The organism is Streptococcus hongkongensis, assembly GCF_053206145.1.
The window spans coordinates 1-15734 of the sequence record NZ_JBRUGD010000002.1 but is presented as its reverse complement, the minus strand read 5'-3'; the positions used below and the strand labels follow the sequence as shown (position 1 = coordinate 15734).

Annotated in this window: 16 protein-coding genes; all 16 read left to right on the top strand. The window is 36.3% G+C overall.

Translation table 11 applies throughout. The annotated features are described in order from the left end of the window. Positions 1-15 precede the first annotated feature (15 nt). The 16 genes from ACVRZD_RS01280 to ACVRZD_RS01205 all read left to right on the top strand — a co-directional run bounded on the left by ACVRZD_RS01280 (position 16) and on the right by ACVRZD_RS01205 (position 15594). A complete protein-coding gene (locus ACVRZD_RS01280; protein WP_037626966.1) occupies positions 16-1155 on the top strand; it encodes a glucose-1-phosphate adenylyltransferase in 1140 nt (379 codons plus the stop codon). Beyond that, entirely contained in the window at positions 1145-2278 is a 1134-nt protein-coding gene (gene glgD / locus ACVRZD_RS01275; RefSeq protein WP_037626964.1) for a glucose-1-phosphate adenylyltransferase subunit GlgD, read from the top strand. Before ACVRZD_RS01280 ends, glgD begins: the two co-directional genes overlap by 11 nt. After that, positions 2275-3705, top strand: coding sequence for a glycogen synthase GlgA (gene glgA / locus ACVRZD_RS01270; protein ID WP_037626963.1), 1431 nt, complete (start codon positions 2275-2277; stop codon positions 3703-3705). Before glgD ends, glgA begins: the two co-directional genes overlap by 4 nt. A 19-nt stretch (positions 3706-3724) precedes the next feature. Next, positions 3725-6121 carry a glycogen/starch/alpha-glucan phosphorylase gene (locus tag ACVRZD_RS01265; RefSeq protein WP_037626961.1) on the top strand — a complete coding sequence of 799 codons (2397 nt, stop codon included), beginning with the start codon at positions 3725-3727 and terminating at the stop codon, positions 6119-6121. Between the two features lie 259 nt (positions 6122-6380). Beyond that, on the top strand, positions 6381-6578 hold the full coding sequence (locus ACVRZD_RS01260) for a F0F1 ATP synthase subunit C (protein WP_037626958.1): 198 nt from the start codon (positions 6381-6383) through the stop codon (positions 6576-6578). Positions 6579-6668: 90 nt separating this feature from the next. Continuing rightward, positions 6669-7382, top strand: coding sequence for a F0F1 ATP synthase subunit A (atpB, locus tag ACVRZD_RS01255; protein WP_037626956.1), 714 nt, complete (start codon positions 6669-6671; stop codon positions 7380-7382). A 15-nt stretch (positions 7383-7397) separates the two neighbouring features. Then, positions 7398-7892 carry a F0F1 ATP synthase subunit B gene (atpF, locus tag ACVRZD_RS01250; RefSeq protein WP_037626953.1) on the top strand — a complete coding sequence of 165 codons (495 nt, stop codon included), beginning with the start codon at positions 7398-7400 and terminating at the stop codon, positions 7890-7892. Continuing rightward, positions 7892-8428: a F0F1 ATP synthase subunit delta gene (locus ACVRZD_RS01245; protein WP_037626951.1), complete on the top strand. Its 537-nt coding sequence runs from the start codon at positions 7892-7894 to the stop codon at positions 8426-8428. Before atpF ends, ACVRZD_RS01245 begins: the two co-directional genes overlap by 1 nt. A gap of 15 nt (positions 8429-8443) precedes the next feature. Beyond that, positions 8444-9949, top strand: coding sequence for a F0F1 ATP synthase subunit alpha (gene atpA / locus ACVRZD_RS01240; protein WP_447450187.1), 1506 nt, complete (start codon positions 8444-8446; stop codon positions 9947-9949). Positions 9950-9968: 19 nt separating this feature from the next. Continuing rightward, complete coding sequence (locus ACVRZD_RS01235; RefSeq protein WP_447450186.1) at positions 9969-10844, top strand: F0F1 ATP synthase subunit gamma; 876 nt, start codon at positions 9969-9971, stop codon at positions 10842-10844. 117 nt (positions 10845-10961) lie between these two features. Next, positions 10962-12368, top strand: a complete 1407-nt coding sequence (gene atpD / locus ACVRZD_RS01230; protein ID WP_037626946.1) for a F0F1 ATP synthase subunit beta — start codon at positions 10962-10964, stop codon at positions 12366-12368. A gap of 12 nt (positions 12369-12380) precedes the next feature. After that, positions 12381-12797 (top strand): F0F1 ATP synthase subunit epsilon, encoded by a 417-nt coding sequence (locus tag ACVRZD_RS01225; protein ID WP_037626944.1) that lies wholly within the window; start codon positions 12381-12383, stop codon positions 12795-12797. Positions 12798-12925: 128 nt separating this feature from the next. Beyond that, on the top strand, positions 12926-13162 hold the full coding sequence (locus ACVRZD_RS01220) for a DUF1146 family protein (RefSeq protein WP_037626942.1): 237 nt from the start codon (positions 12926-12928) through the stop codon (positions 13160-13162). Between the two features lie 64 nt (positions 13163-13226). Continuing rightward, complete coding sequence (gene murA, locus ACVRZD_RS01215; RefSeq protein WP_447450185.1) at positions 13227-14498, top strand: UDP-N-acetylglucosamine 1-carboxyvinyltransferase; 1272 nt, start codon at positions 13227-13229, stop codon at positions 14496-14498. Positions 14499-14501: 3 nt separating this feature from the next. Beyond that, on the top strand, positions 14502-14690 hold the full coding sequence (locus ACVRZD_RS01210) for a DNA-directed RNA polymerase subunit beta (RefSeq protein ID WP_037626941.1): 189 nt from the start codon (positions 14502-14504) through the stop codon (positions 14688-14690). Between the two features lie 19 nt (positions 14691-14709). Beyond that, positions 14710-15594, top strand: coding sequence for a DNA/RNA non-specific endonuclease (locus tag ACVRZD_RS01205; RefSeq protein ID WP_037626939.1), 885 nt, complete (start codon positions 14710-14712; stop codon positions 15592-15594). Positions 15595-15734: the final 140 nt, after the last annotated feature.

Here is a 15734-nt window from a genome sequence, read left to right as displayed (position 1 = left end):
AAAGGGGGAAATTACATGAAAAATGAAATGTTAGCACTTATACTAGCAGGTGGTCAAGGTACCCGTTTAGGAAAATTGACTCAAAATATTGCTAAACCTGCCGTGCAATTTGGTGGTCGTTATCGTATTATCGATTTTGCCCTATCAAACTGTGCCAATTCTGGAATTCATAATGTTGGGGTCATCACACAATATCAACCTCTGGCTTTGAATAGTCATATTGGGAATGGGTCTTCATGGGGCCTAGATGGTATTGATACTGGTGCTACAATTTTACAACCCTACTCAGCAACAGAAGGCAATAGATGGTTCCAAGGGACTAGTCATGCCATCTATCAAAATATTGATTATATTGATAGTATTGATCCTGAATACGTTCTAATTTTATCTGGTGATCATATTTATAAAATGGACTATGATGACATGCTCCAAACTCATAAAGATAATCTGGCAAGTTTAACAGTGGCAGTTATTGATGTTCCCCTGAAAGAAGCAAGTCGTTTTGGGATTATGAACACAGATACAAACAATCGCATTGTTGAATTTGAAGAAAAACCAGAGCATCCCAAATCAAGCAAGGCTTCAATGGGTATTTATATTTTTGACTGGAAACGGTTAAGAAATATGCTCGTCGATGCTGAGAAGAATAATATTGATATGTCAGATTTTGGTAAAAATGTCATACCCGCTTATTTAGAATCTGGTGAACGTGTTTATACCTATAATTTTGCGGGTTACTGGAAAGATGTCGGTACTATTGAATCATTGTGGGAAGCAAACATGGAATATGTTGCTGAGGACAATGAATTAGATAGTCGTGATCGCTCTTGGAAAATTTACTCAAAAAATCATATTGCACCTCCAAACTTTATTTCTGAAGAAGCAAAAGTAAGTGATTCTTTAGTCGTTGATGGGTGCTTTGTAACAGGTTCAGTTGAGCATTCTATCTTATCCGCTAATGTCCAAGTTAAAAAAGATGCTGAGATCAAAGATTCATTTATTATGAGTGGCGCAACCATCGGTGAAGGTGCTAAAATCTATAAGGCTATTATTGGTGAAGGTGCTGTTATTGGTAGTAATGTTGTTATTGATGGAAGTGATGAGATTCAAGTTGTAGGCTATAATGAAATTGTGGGGGTTTCAAATGAAGAGTGATAAATATTCAGCAATCTTAGGTAGTGCCATTGGTTTTCCTGAAATGGAAGGATTGACAGACAAACGTCCATTAGCCAACTTACCATTTGATGGGAAATACCGTTTGATCGATTTCCATCTGTCAAATTTAGCAAATGCAGGAATCAGAAGTATTTATGGTATTTTCCGAGGAGAAAATATTCGTTCTGTTTTTGACCACATTCGAAGTGGACGTGAATGGGGGCTAAATTCATTATTAAGCCATTACTTCTTAGGATTTTACAACACTAAAGAAAATGACCAAGAAGCAGACGGCGATTATTATGAGCAAATCCTAACATATTTAAAACGTTCTGGTTCAGATCAAACCATTTATATGTCCTGTGATATTTTATGTAATATTGAATTAGAGCAAGTTATTCACTTACACAATGCCAATCATCGTAAGATCACGGCTGTCTATAAAAAAACGCCAGTGTCATCAATTTCGCCAGAAAATGATATTTTAGAAATAGATGAAACTGATACTGTAATTGGAAGAAGTAGTGTTCATGAAAAAGAAGGCATTGAAAAAATGTCTGCAGGTATCTACATCATTGATACTAATTGGTTAATTGAAAAGATGGAAGCAGAAGCTCAAAAAGAACATCCTAAAAAATTACGTTTCTTATTGAGAGATTTAACTGTTGATGAGGGGGCATTAGCATTCGAATATACAGGTTATATGGCTAATATCCATTCAGTAAAATCTTATTATGATGCCAATATGGATATGTTGGAGCCCCACAAATTCTATTCATTACTTTATTCCAACCAAAGGATCTATACACGTGTAAAAAATGAAGAGGCAACATACTTTGCTAAGACATCAACTGTCAATAATTCACAGTTTGCATCTGGTTCCGTGATTAAAGGAACAGTAAATAATTCAATTATTTCTCGAAATTGTTACCTGGAAGAAGGAGCAGTTGTTAAAAATAGTATTATTTCACCAAAAGTTACAATTGGTAAAGATGCTCTAATAGAATACGCAATTATCGATAAATCAGTTTCTATTGCAGCCGGTGTTACTATCAAAGGCACACCAGATAAGCCACTTGTAGTCGCAAAAGGTAGTCAAGTTATTGAGGATCATATTAAATGAAAGTTTTATTTGTAGCAGCAGAAGGTGCACCTTTTGCTAAAACGGGTGGTTTAGGCGATGTTATTGGGGCATTGCCTAAGTCCTTAGTAAAAAATGGTCATGACGTTTCTGTTATCATGCCATATTATGATATGGTTGATGCAAAATTTTCAGATCGAATTGAAGAGGTCACTCAATTTTATACCAACGTCGGTTACCGCCACCAATTTGTAGGCATTAAAAGACTAATTGAAAATGACGTCACTTTTTACTTTGTTGACAACCAATATTATTTTTTTAGAGGTCATGTCTATGGTGATTGGGATGACGGTGAACGCTTTGCCTTTTTCCAATTAGCAGTTTTAGAAGCAATGGAAAAAATTGGCTTTATTCCAGATATTATTCATGTTAATGATTATCATACTGCAATGATTCCCTTCTTATTAAAAGAGAAATATCATTGGATTGATGCTTATAAGCAAATTAAAACAGTTTTTACCATCCATAATATTGAATTTCAAGGTCAATTTGGGCCAGAAATGCTCGGTGATTTATTTGGAGTAGGGAGTGACCGTTACGATGATGGGACGCTTCGCTGGAATAATTGCCTCAATTGGATGAAAGCAGCAGTTTTATATGCTGATCGTATAACAACTGTATCACCAACTTACGCTCAAGAAATCCAAACCCCTGCTTTTGGTAAAGGTTTAGATCACATCATGCGGATGGAATCTGGTAAGTTATCTGGTATTGTGAATGGAATTGATACTGACTTATTAAATCCTGAAAATGACCCTTACCTTAAAGAACCATTTTCTGTCTCAGATTTATCTGGGAAAGCCATTAACAAAGCAGCTTTGCAAAAGCGTGTCGGTTTACCGGTCAATGACAAAGTACCACTGATTGGGATTGTGTCACGGTTAACTGACCAGAAGGGATTTGATTTAGTCGTTGAAGAACTAGATAATTTATTACAACAAGAGTTGCAGATTGTTCTTCTTGGAACTGGTTACCATCAATATGAGGAAGCCTTTTTATGGTTTGCACAGCAATATCCAGAAAAATTATCAGCTAATATTACCTTCGATTTAGGATTAGCTCAAGAAATTTATGGTGCCTCAGATGTGTTCCTTATGCCTAGTGCTTTTGAACCTTGTGGCTTATCACAGATGATGGCCATGCGATATGGTACGATACCAGTTGTTCATGAAATTGGTGGTTTAAAGGATACGGTCAAACCCTTCAATGTTTATGACAAATCTGGTACTGGCTTTGGTTTCAATCATTTTACGGGTTATTGGATGACAAATACCTTGCTTTATGCCTTAGATGTGTATAAGAATCAACCAGAAGATTGGAAAACTATTCAGAAAAATGCGATGACCAGTGATTTTTCATGGAAAACAGCCAGTCTTGTTTATTTAAAACTATATAATAGTTTAATGTAATGATCTGTTGGAGAGAGAAATGCAAGTCACAAAAGAACAATTTATACGGGATTTTAAAAATACCTTACACGAGGAACAACTAACTAAAATACCCGCTGCTAGTGATTCAGAATTATTCTATGCCTTGGCAAAATTGGTCAAAAAATATTATACCAATACTTGGATTGATCGCAATCGTCAGTTGACAGATAATAAGCAAAAGGTTGCTTATTACTTTTCAATTGAATTTTTACCAGGTCGCATGTTAGAAACAAATCTATTAAATTTGGGGCTATTAGATTTAACCAAAGAAGCATTTAATGAGTTAGAGATAGACTTCCAAAAGGTAAAAAATGCTGAGCACGATATGGCTTTAGGAAATGGTGGGCTTGGCCGTTTAGCAGCTGCCTTTATGGATTCACTTGCAACGACAGGTTATCCAGGATTTGGTAATGGCTTACGCTACCAATACGGCTTATTCAAGCAACGCATCATTGATGGCTACCAGGTAGAATTACCAGATGCTTGGTTTGGCTCACGCGGGAATGTTTGGGAAGTCAGAAAAGATCATGGTATTGTTACAGTAAAATTATTTGGGAATGTTTACTTAAAAGCTGACGATGATGGTAAATTAAAACCTGTCTACGAGGGGGCACAAATCTTAAATGCCATTCCATACGATGTGCCACAAATTGGTTTTGAAAATGATGTCATTAATAATTTGCGTCTTTGGGATGTTGAAATTCCTGAGGAATACGAATTAGATTATCCAACTTTGGAGTCAAGACGGCGCATTCAGGATATTACAGCCATTTTATATCCTGACGATACGAGTTATGATGGAAAAGAGTTACGACTGATCCAAGAATATTTCATGACAAGTGCTGGATTGCAAACCATTATAAAATCTTATCTTAAGCAAGGGTTACCATTAGAAGAGATTCATAAAAAAGTATCTGTCCATATCAATGATACCCATCCAGCTGTTGCCCCAGCAGAATTTATGCGACTATTAATTGACGACTATGGACTGGAGTGGGCAGAGGCGTGGCAAGCAACGATTAAGACAATGAGTTACACAAATCATACGATTTTGTCAGAAGCACTTGAAAAATGGGATACTGATCTCTTTAAAAATGTCTTACCACGTGTTTACCAAATTATCTTAGAGATTGATAACCGTTTTGTTGCTGAAATGGCTAAAAAAGGTATCCGTCCTGATATTATTGAAAATACACGCATCGTTAAAGATAATCTGGTTCACATGGCCAACCTAGCCATTATTGGTGGGCATTCAGTTAATGGTGTTGCGAAACTCCACACGGAGTTATTGAAAAGAGATACTTTAAAGGATTTCTATACCTTGTATCCTGAGAAATTCAATAACAAAACCAATGGGATTGTTCAAAGAAGGTGGACACAAATTGCAGCTCCTGAATTATCAGCAGCAATTGACCGGACGATAGGCAAGGAATGGCGTAAAGACATTCACCAATTACGTAAATTGTCGGCATATCAAAATGATCAAGCCGTTCTGGACGATTTCTATCAAGTCAAACAAGTGGCTAAAGAAAGATTAGCGAAGTATGTCCTTGATAAAACAGGAGTAGTCTTATCGACAGATGCTATTTTTGATGTTCAAGTAAAACGTCTTCATGCCTATAAGCGTCAATTGTTAAACGTTTTAAACATCATGAAGATTTATTTAGACTTGAAAGAAAATCCTGATTTAGATATGGTTCCAAGAGTCTTTATTTTTGGGGCAAAAGCAGCGCCGGGTTATCATTTTGCCAAATCTGTCATTAAAGTTATCAATGAAATAGCCAATCTTGTCAACAATGATCAAAGTCTTCAAAACAAACTAAAAGTGGTTTTCCTTGAAAACTACAATGTTAGCATGGCTGAATTAATTATTCCAGCTGCTGACGTGTCAGAACAGATTTCACTAGCCTCTAAAGAAGCTTCTGGGACCTCAAATATGAAATTCATGATGACAGGTGCCCTCACTCTAGCTACTCTAGATGGTGCCAACATTGAAATCAAAGATGAAGTCGGAGATGAAAATATTATCATCTTTGGTATGGATAAGGATGCTGTTTATGACCATTATGCTAAACATGATTATTTCTCGCGTGGTTTATATGAGTCCAATGCAACAATCCGTCGTATCGTCGACAGCTTTGTCAATGGAACGATTCCGAATTGTCAGTATGAAGGAATAGAAATTTATGAAGCTTTAATCACGCACAATGATGAGTACTTCTTATTAGAAGATTTAAAATCATACATTGCTGCACAAGAACAAATTGATCACTTATATCGTGATAAAAAACGTTGGGCTCAAATGAGTCTAGCCAACATTGCAACATCTGATAAATTCACATCAGATGATACAATAACAGAGTATGCTAAAGAAATTTGGCAGTTAGAAAAATAATGTAGTTATCAAAAATCTGATAAAACCAGAGAACGGCGAAAGTCGTTTTTCTGTTAAAAGGCAATCTTTGATAAACGATTCTATTACTGGTATAATGAGGATAGCTATTAGTTGCTTTAATTGACGGAAAATGTCATTAATTAGAGCTTTGGTAAGTAATGGTTCAATAAAGCACACTCAACTACAAATTTGTGTTGACATTCTTTATATTAAGGAATAGAATAGCAAAGTAAAAAAAATTTTTAAGGAGAATTCTATTATGAATCCTATTTTCGCATTGGCATTTGCCTGTTTTGGTGTATCTCTAGGAGAAGGTTTCTTGATTGCAAATCTTTTCAAATCTGCTGCTCGTCAACCTGAAATCATTAATCAGTTACGTTCAATTATGATTTTGGGAATTGCATTTATCGAAGGTACTTTCTTCGTAACACTTGCAATGGCATTTATCTTAAAATAGGGCTGAAGTTTATGAAATAAAGATTTAAACAGCGTTGTAACTAAATAAACGTGTTTAATCTTTCGAAATGAATAAAAGGGGGGGAAGAAGTTGGAAGAAATTACTCCAACACTGACATTAGGTCCAGTGACCTTCAATTTGACCCTGCTTGCGATGTGTGTTATTTCTATAGCACTTATTTTTGCATTTGTATATTCAGCTAGCCGACATATGGCGATTAGACCCAAAGGTAAACAAACAATTTTAGAGTTTCTACTAGATTTTGTATCTGGAGTGACTGATGAACATGTCGAAAAGCCTTTTCGAAATCGTTATGCTCTTTTCTTTTTTACAGTTTTTCTATTCGTAATGGTAGCTAATAATTTAGGATTAGTTACTAAGTTGGAAACTACACATAAGATGAATTTATGGACGTCACCAACTGCAAATGTGGGTTTTGACTTAGCATTGTCACTTTTGATTTCCATTATTTGTCAGGTTGAAGGGATTCGTCAACGTGGATTTATTCCATATTTAAAACGTTTTGCATCACCTTCAATTATGACTCCGATGAATCTTTTGGAAGAAGTTACAAATGTTCTATCATTGGCACTTCGTCTTTATGGTAATATTTTTGCCGGTGAAGTCGTTATGGGCTTATTGATGAAAATGATAGCAACAAACGTCCTTTGGTTTCCAGTTGCAATGACACTGAATATTGTTTGGGTAGCATTCTCAGTCTTTATTTCATGTGTGCAAGCTTATGTTTTTACTAAGTTAATTTCTATGTACCTTGGTAAAAAAGTAAACGAAGAAGAAGAATAAGAAAGGAGAACCGTTATGGAATTAACAGTTGGTGAACTTATTGGAAATTTTATTTTAGTATCAGGTTCAATTCTTGTTTTGTATCTTTTACTAAAGAAATTTGCATGGGGTGCGATTACTGGTATTTTAGATGAAAGAGCAGCAAAAATATCAAATGATATTGATAGTGCAGAAAATGCTCGATTAGCAGCTGAGTCTTTGGCAAATCAACGTCAAACGGAATTAGCTGGTGCTAAAGTAGAAGCTAGTCAGATAATTACTGATGCAAAAGAAGTTGGACAAGCACAAGGTGACAAAATTGTTGCCGAAGCTTCTGAAGAAGCGAGTCGACTTAAAGAAAAAGCTGAATCTGATATAGCCCAAAGTAAATCAGAGGCTATAGCAAGTGTGAAAGCAGAAATGTCAGATTTATCAGTTCTTCTGGCAGAAAAAATTATGGGAACTAACCTTGATAAAGAAGCTCAAAGTAAGCTAATTGATGGTTATCTTAATGATTTAGGAGAAGCTTAATGACCAAAAAGGAAGAGGCTCTTGTAGAGCAATATGCAAAAAGCCTTGTTGAGGTCGCTAATGAGCATCAAGTTGTTGACCAAATAAAGCAAGATGTTCTTGCTTTATTAGAAACCTTTGATGTGACTAAACTTGATACTATTTTATCAAGTTTAACTGCTTCACAAGCTGAAAAACAAGAACTTATCAGATTATTAAAAGATCCTAGTTCAGTGTATTTAAATAATTTTCTTGAGTTGATTATTTTAAATGGACGTGAAGCCTTACTTCATGAGATTTTGAAAAAAACTATCACGGTCATTGCTCAAGAGACTAAAGAATTCGATGTTACAATAACTAGTACCGTTCCACTTTCTGAAGAACAAAAACAAAAAGTTATTGCAATTGTTGAAAGTAAGTTCGGTCTTAGAACCGATTGTTTAATTGAAAAGATAGATGAGTCATTAATTGGTGGCTTTATCTTAACTGTAAATAATAAGGTAATTGATACAAGCATTCGTCGTCAATTGCAAGAATTTAAAATGAATTTATTATAGAAAGTGGTGTGACTTTTGGCAATTAATGCACAAGAAATTAGCGCTTTAATTAAAAAGCAAATTGAAAACTTCCAGCCAAATTTCGATGTCACTGAAACTGGTGTCGTTACCTATATTGGTGATGGTATTGCACGGGCTCGTGGATTAGATAATGCCATGAGCGGTGAACTTCTAGAATTTTCAAATGGTGCCTTCGGTATGGCTCAAAACTTAGAGTCTAATGACGTAGGTATTATTATTCTGGGTGATTTTTCAAGCATCCGTGAAGGGGATGTTGTTAAACGTACTGGAAAAATCATGGAAGTACCAGTTGGTGAAGCCCTAATTGGTCGTGTTGTTAACCCACTTGGTCAGCCCGTTGATGGCCTAGGAGATATTGAAACGACTGGATTTAGACCAGTTGAAACACCCGCTCCTGGCGTCATGCAACGTAAATCAGTTTTTGAGCCACTACAAACTGGTTTAAAAGCTATTGATGCTTTGGTACCAATTGGTCGTGGTCAACGTGAACTTATCATCGGTGACCGTCAAACAGGTAAAACGTCGGTTGCAATTGATGCGATTTTGAATCAAAAAGGACAAGACATGATTTGTGTCTATGTTGCGATTGGTCAAAAAGAATCTACTGTTAGAACACAAGTTGAAACCCTCCGTAAATACGGAGCTCTCGATTATACTATTGTTGTGACAGCATCTGCATCACAACCATCTCCGTTACTCTTTATCGCACCTTATGCTGGTGTAGCAATGGCTGAGGAGTTCATGTACAATGGCAAGCATGTTTTAATTGTCTATGATGATTTATCAAAGCAAGCAGTAGCCTACCGTGAGCTTTCCCTTTTACTTCGTCGTCCTCCAGGTCGTGAAGCTTATCCAGGGGATGTATTCTATTTGCATAGCCGTTTATTGGAACGTTCTGCAAAAGTTTCAGATGAGCTAGGTGGTGGTTCGATTACTGCCTTACCATTTATTGAAACACAAGCAGGGGATATTTCAGCTTATATTGCAACGAACGTTATCTCAATTACAGATGGTCAAATTTTCTTACAAGAAAATCTCTTTAATTCAGGTATTCGACCAGCAATTGATGCTGGATCATCAGTATCTCGTGTTGGAGGATCTGCGCAAATTAAAGCAATGAAAAAAGTTGCTGGGACTTTGCGTTTAGATTTAGCATCTTATCGTGAATTAGAAGCCTTTACGCAATTTGGATCAGATTTAGATGCAGCAACTCAGGCAAAATTGAATCGTGGTCGTCGTACTGTTGAGATATTAAAACAACCACTTCATAAACCATTACCAGTTGAAAAGCAAGTTGTTATTTTATATGCATTAACCCATGGTTTCTTAGATGATGTGCCAGTTGATGATATCTTAGCTTTTGAAGAAGCATTGTATGATTACTTTGACACCCACTATGATCATTTATTTGAAACAATACGTCAAACTAAAGATCTTCCTGAAGAAACTGAATTAAATAATGCTATTCAAGCATTTAAAGATCAGTCCAACTTTAAATAAGAAATAGGAGGATTTTGGTATGGCAGGCTCTCTAAGTGAGATTAAAGATAAAATTAATTCAACAGAGAAAACAAGTAAAATAACTAGTGCCATGCGTATGGTCTCTTCTGCAAAACTTGTGAAATCCGAGCAAGCAGCTCGTAATTTTCAAATTTATGCGGCAAAGATTAGACAGATTACAACTGACTTTCTTAAATCAGAATTATCACCAGGGACAAATCATCCCATGTTGGCTTCTCGTCCTGTGAAGAAAACTGGCTATATTGTCATTACTTCAGATAAGGGACTTGTTGGTGGTTATAATTCAAAAATATTAAAATCAATTTTGGAAATGATTGAAGAGTACCATAAAGATGGAGACTATTCGATTATTTCAATTGGAAGTATTGGTTCGGATTTCTTTAGAGCTAGAGGCATGAATGTGTCTTTTGAACTCAGAGGACTCAATGATCAGCCTACTTATGAAGAAGTTGGAAAAATTATTGAAAAGTCAGTTGAAATGTATCAAAGTGAAATTTTTGATGAATTATATGTGTGTTATAATCATCACGTTAATAGTTTAACTAGTCAGGTCCGTGTTCAAAGAATGCTACCTATTTCTGATTTAGTTTCTGAAGAAGCTGCTGAAGAAGGGGTTGATGGTTTTGAATTGGAGCCTAGTCGTGATATGATTTTAAATCAATTATTACCACAATTTACAGAAAGTTTGATTTATGGTGCCATTGTTGATGCAAAAACTGCAGAACATGCTGCTGGGATGACAGCAATGCAGACTGCAACTGATAATGCTAAAAATGTTATTGACGATCTTACAATTCAATACAATAGAGCACGTCAGGCAGCAATTACGCAAGAAATTACAGAGATTGTTGCAGGGGCAAACGCTCTAGAATAATCAATTGATTGCATAACAATGACTAGTTGATTAGCTAATAGTTTATCTGATTGATTACATTTAAAAGGGATAGAATTTTTTAAGTTCTTGCCTTTCAACTTAAATAAGGAGAAATTAATGAGCTCAGGCAAAATTGCTCAGGTTATTGGACCTGTTGTTGACGTTTTGTTTGATAACGGTACAACATTACCTGAGATTAATAATGCATTGATAGTTTATAAAGATAGCGATAAAAAACAAAAAGTTGTTCTTGAAGTTGCCCTTGAACTTGGGAATGGAATGGTTAGAACAATCGCTATGGAATCAACTGATGGGCTTACACGTGGATTAGAAGTATTAGATACTGGTCGTGCAATTAGCGTACCAGTTGGTAAAGAAACGTTAGGACGTGTGTTTAATGTTCTTGGTGATACCATTGACTTGGAAGAGCCATTTGCATCAGATGCAAAACGTGAGCCTATCCACAAAAAAGCACCATCATTTGATGAACTATCAACATCTTCAGAAATTCTTGAAACAGGTATTAAAGTAATTGACCTTCTTGCACCTTATTTGAAAGGTGGTAAGGTTGGATTATTTGGTGGAGCCGGAGTTGGTAAAACCGTTCTTATTCAAGAATTAATTCATAATATTGCACAAGAACATGGTGGTATTTCAGTTTTTGCCGGTGTTGGAGAACGTACTCGTGAAGGGAACGATCTTTATGGTGAAATGAAAGAATCAGGTGTTATTGAGAAAACGGCAATGGTATTTGGTCAAATGAATGAGCCACCGGGAGCACGTATGCGTGTTGCCCTAACTGGTTTAACAATTGCTGAATACTTCCGTGATGTAGAAGGCCAAGACGTTCTATTGTTCATTGATAATATTTTCCGCTTCACGCAAGCAGGTTCTGAGGTATCAGCCTTATTAGGACGTATGCCTTCAGCGGTTGGTTATCAACCGACACTTGCTACTGAAATGGGGCAATTACAAGAACGTATTACATCTACTAAAAAGGGATCCGTTACTTCAATCCAAGCAATTTATGTTCCTGCCGATGACTATACTGACCCTGCGCCAGCTACAGCATTTGCCCATTTGGATTCAACAACTAACTTGGAACGTAAATTAACACAGATTGGTATTTACCCTGCAGTTGACCCACTAGCATCAAGCTCGCGTGCTCTTTCACCTGAAATTGTTGGTAAAGAGCATTATGAAGTGGCAACTGGTGTTCAACGTGTTCTTCAACGTTACCGTGAATTACAAGATATTATTGCCATCTTAGGGATGGACGAACTTTCTGATGAAGAGAAAACTCTAGTTGGACGTGCGCGTCGTATTCAGTTCTTCTTGTCACAAAACTTCAACGTTGCAGAACAGTTTACTGGTCAACCTGGTTCATATGTACCAGTTGGTGAAACTGTCCGTGGCTTTAAGGAAATTCTTGATGGTAAACATGATAATATCCCAGAAGATGCTTTCCGTTCAGTAGGACCAATTGAAGATGTTCTTGAAAAAGCAAAAAAAATGAACTATTAATGAGGTGATATCATGACAGAAATGGCTGTACAAGTGGTTACACCAGATGGAATTGTATATGACCATCGCGCTAAATTCATCTCTGTTAAAACACCAGATGGAGAAATGGGGATATTACCACATCATATCAATTTAATTGCGCCACTAGATATTCACGAAATGAAAATTAGTCGAACAGATGACGACAAACGCGTGGACTGGATCGCTATTAATGGTGGAATTATTGAGATAAAAAATAATGTCGTAACAATTGTTGCTGATTCGGCTGAACGTGCGCGTGATATTGATATCAGTCGTGCCGAACGTGCTAAAAAACGTGCCGAACGTGATATTGAGGAAGCTAAAACCTCAAATGATATTCATGAAGTTAAACGTGCAGAGGTTGCATTATTACGTGCATTAAACCGTATAAAAGTTGGTAATAAATAAAAATTGATCTACTAGATTTGTTTCAGTCGTTTCACTTTAGAAATGTGACGATTGTAATAGAGCTAGTCGGTCATTTTTTTATGTTTAAAGTTGTTCTCTTACGGTACTTGTTTTGATATAATAAGCTTATGGAATATATTAATAAATTATTAGCTTTGTTTTGTCACTTACTTTTTATTGGTATTAGCTATCAATTATTGATGTCGTTATTTGACTGGTCGAAATTAATAAAAAATAGAACTGAAAATTTAGGAAAAATTCAATTATTTGTCTTCTTTATTGCTATCATCATGGGCTATTTAGTAAGTCATTTCATATTAGAATTGATTCAAATGGGACAGAGTCTTTTTTTGGTGTTTGGTTAAAGATTCAAAATATAAAATATGTTATAATTCTAGTATTAGTGAATGGTGAAGAATGGAGAAGAAATTGGATAAAATCATTATCGAAGGTGGTCAAACCAGACTAAAAGGTGAAATTGTAATTGAAGGTGCAAAAAATGCAGTATTACCTTTGTTAGCAGCGACTGTTTTACCATCACAAGGAAAAACAATATTACGAAATGTTCCAATCTTATCAGATGTTTATACAATGAACAATGTGGTAAGAGGTTTGGATATTGATGTCGTGTTTAATGAATCATCAAATGAAGTTACTGTGGATGCTTCTGGAGATATTTTAGATGTTGCTCCATATGAGTACGTTAGTCAAATGCGAGCTTCAATAGTTGTCCTTGGGCCGATTTTAGCAAGAAAAGGTCATGCTCAAGTATCAATGCCAGGTGGCTGCACGATTGGAAGTCGCCCAATTGACTTGCATTTAAAAGGTCTAGAAGCTATGGGTGCAAAAATCACTCAGAAAAATGGTGATATTACAGCAACCGCAGAGCGCTTAAAAGGTGCAACTATTTATATGGATTTCCCATCTGTTGGGGCAACTCAAAACCTAATGATGGCAGCAACGCTAGCAGATGGTGTGACAACCATTGAAAATGCAGCAAGAGAGCCTGAAATTGTTGATTTAGCACAGCTATTAAACAAAATGGGAGCGAAAGTTCGTGGTGCTGGAACTGAAACACTGTTAATTACAGGTGTTGATAGTTTACATGGGGTCGAACATGACGTTGTACAAGATAGAATTGAGGCAGGTACTTTTATGGTAGCTGCAGCGATGACATCTGGTGATGTTCTAGTTAAGGATGCTGTTTGGGAACATAATCGTCCTTTGATTTCAAAATTAATGGAAATGGGTGTCTCTGTTACAGAAGAAGAATCGGGAATCAGGGTCACTGCAGATACAACTCAATTAAAACCTGTAACAGTTAAAACGCTACCTCATCCAGGATTTCCAACAGATATGCAAGCGCAATTCACGGCTTTAATGGCAACTGTAAAAGGTGAGTCTACAATGGTTGAAACAGTATTTGAAAATCGTTTCCAACATTTAGAAGAGATGCGTCGTATGGGCTTACAATCTGAAATACTTCGTGATACAGCGATGATTCATGGTGGGCATGAGTTACAAGGTGCACCTGTTATGTCGACTGATTTAAGAGCTAGCGCAGCCCTAATTCTAACTGGACTTGTTGCTAAGGGGAAAACGACTGTGACACAATTAAGTCATTTAGATCGTGGCTATTATCAATTTCATGAAAAATTAAAAATGCTTGGAGCAAGTATTCAACGGGTTAGTGAGGATTAATAAATGACAAAAGGATGGAGATATGTCTTAAAGCAAATTGTCCTAGTTATTGTTGTTACCTTATTAGCTTGCCTATTCTTAGCATTAGGATTAATGATTGGATATAGTTTTATGGGGGATGGTCAACACCCAACCTCAATATTATCAGTGGATAAATGGACAGAACTAATTAATAAATTTACTGGAAAGTAGGCTCTCGCCTACTTTTTATATGAGAGGAAAAAGAGTGAATAAATCTTCCAAAAAATGGAAAAGTAGCATAAGTGTAATCCTGTTGCTTCTTGTTTTAGCAGGATCGTATCTTAGTAAAACGAATCAACTTGCTGATAGTAATCCCATAAAGCAAGTTTATCAAAAAGTAACTGGTGAAACGAACGGGAAACCTTTTATCAAAGATGCCTATAGTAATCCAGATACGCCAAGTCAAGCTCAGGCATTGTCAGTCATGACGAATCATGTCAAAAATCAAATAGCTGGCAAGATTACTTGGAATGGTTCAGGAGCATTTATTATCAATGAGAATAAGACGGACTTAAATGCTAAAGTATCTAGTGCACCATATGCTAACAATCAAACTAAAATAGTCCAAGGACGTAAGGTTCCTACAGTAGCAAATGCTCTCCTTGCAAAGTCAACTAGACAATATCGTGATCGCAATCAGACGGGTAATGGGTATACCAACTGGAAACCGGCAGGTTGGCATCAATTACATGGCTTGTCTGGGCAATATGACCATGCGGTGGACAGAGGTCACCTGATTGGTTACGCCTTAGTGGGTGGGCTTAAAGGATTTGATGCCTCCACAAGTAATGAAAGCAACATTGCAACCCAGTTATCATGGGCTAATCAGGCTGCTGATGACAATTCAACGGGGCAAAATTATTATGAGACGCTAGTACGACGCGCACTCGATCAAAATAAACGGGTCCGCTACCGTGTGACATTAATCTATGAAGGCTCTAATATTTTAGCAAAGGGTAGTCATTTAGAAGCAAAGTCTGATGATGGTCAATTAGAATTTAATGTTTTTGTTCCAAATATTCAAAAAGGATTAAAAGTCAATTATCAAACAGGACAGGTCGAAATCGAGAGATAATCGGAGTGCAATGCACGACAAACGCATGAAGAAAGCTTTGTTTTCAGAAATCAAGATTCATAATGACAAAATCAGTCAAAGTAGTAAACTAGAAGTGAGGTGACTAGGATGATTGATTTTATTATTTCTATTGATGAACG

Bases quoted from the DNA above. Each gene is read 5' to 3' on its own strand.
- ACVRZD_RS01260 (WP_037626958.1), top strand. From the start codon at position 6,381: ATGAATCCTATTTTCGCATTGGCATTTGCCTGTTTTGGTGTATCTCTA.
- ACVRZD_RS01280 (WP_037626966.1), top strand. From the start codon at position 16: ATGAAAAATGAAATGTTAGCACTTATACTAGCAGGTGGTCAAGGTACC.
- atpF (WP_037626953.1), top strand. From the start codon at position 7,398: ATGGAATTAACAGTTGGTGAACTTATTGGAAATTTTATTTTAGTATCA.
- glgA (WP_037626963.1), top strand. From the start codon at position 2,275: ATGAAAGTTTTATTTGTAGCAGCAGAAGGTGCACCTTTTGCTAAAACG.
- atpD (WP_037626946.1), top strand. From the start codon at position 10,962: ATGAGCTCAGGCAAAATTGCTCAGGTTATTGGACCTGTTGTTGACGTT.
- ACVRZD_RS01210 (WP_037626941.1), top strand. From the start codon at position 14,502: ATGACAAAAGGATGGAGATATGTCTTAAAGCAAATTGTCCTAGTTATT.
- ACVRZD_RS01235 (WP_447450186.1), top strand. From the start codon at position 9,969: ATGGCAGGCTCTCTAAGTGAGATTAAAGATAAAATTAATTCAACAGAG.
- glgD (WP_037626964.1), top strand. From the start codon at position 1,145: ATGAAGAGTGATAAATATTCAGCAATCTTAGGTAGTGCCATTGGTTTT.
- ACVRZD_RS01265 (WP_037626961.1), top strand. From the start codon at position 3,725: ATGCAAGTCACAAAAGAACAATTTATACGGGATTTTAAAAATACCTTA.
- ACVRZD_RS01225 (WP_037626944.1), top strand. From the start codon at position 12,381: ATGACAGAAATGGCTGTACAAGTGGTTACACCAGATGGAATTGTATAT.
- ACVRZD_RS01245 (WP_037626951.1), top strand. From the start codon at position 7,892: ATGACCAAAAAGGAAGAGGCTCTTGTAGAGCAATATGCAAAAAGCCTT.
- ACVRZD_RS01205 (WP_037626939.1), top strand. From the start codon at position 14,710: ATGAGAGGAAAAAGAGTGAATAAATCTTCCAAAAAATGGAAAAGTAGC.
- ACVRZD_RS01220 (WP_037626942.1), top strand. From the start codon at position 12,926: ATGGAATATATTAATAAATTATTAGCTTTGTTTTGTCACTTACTTTTT.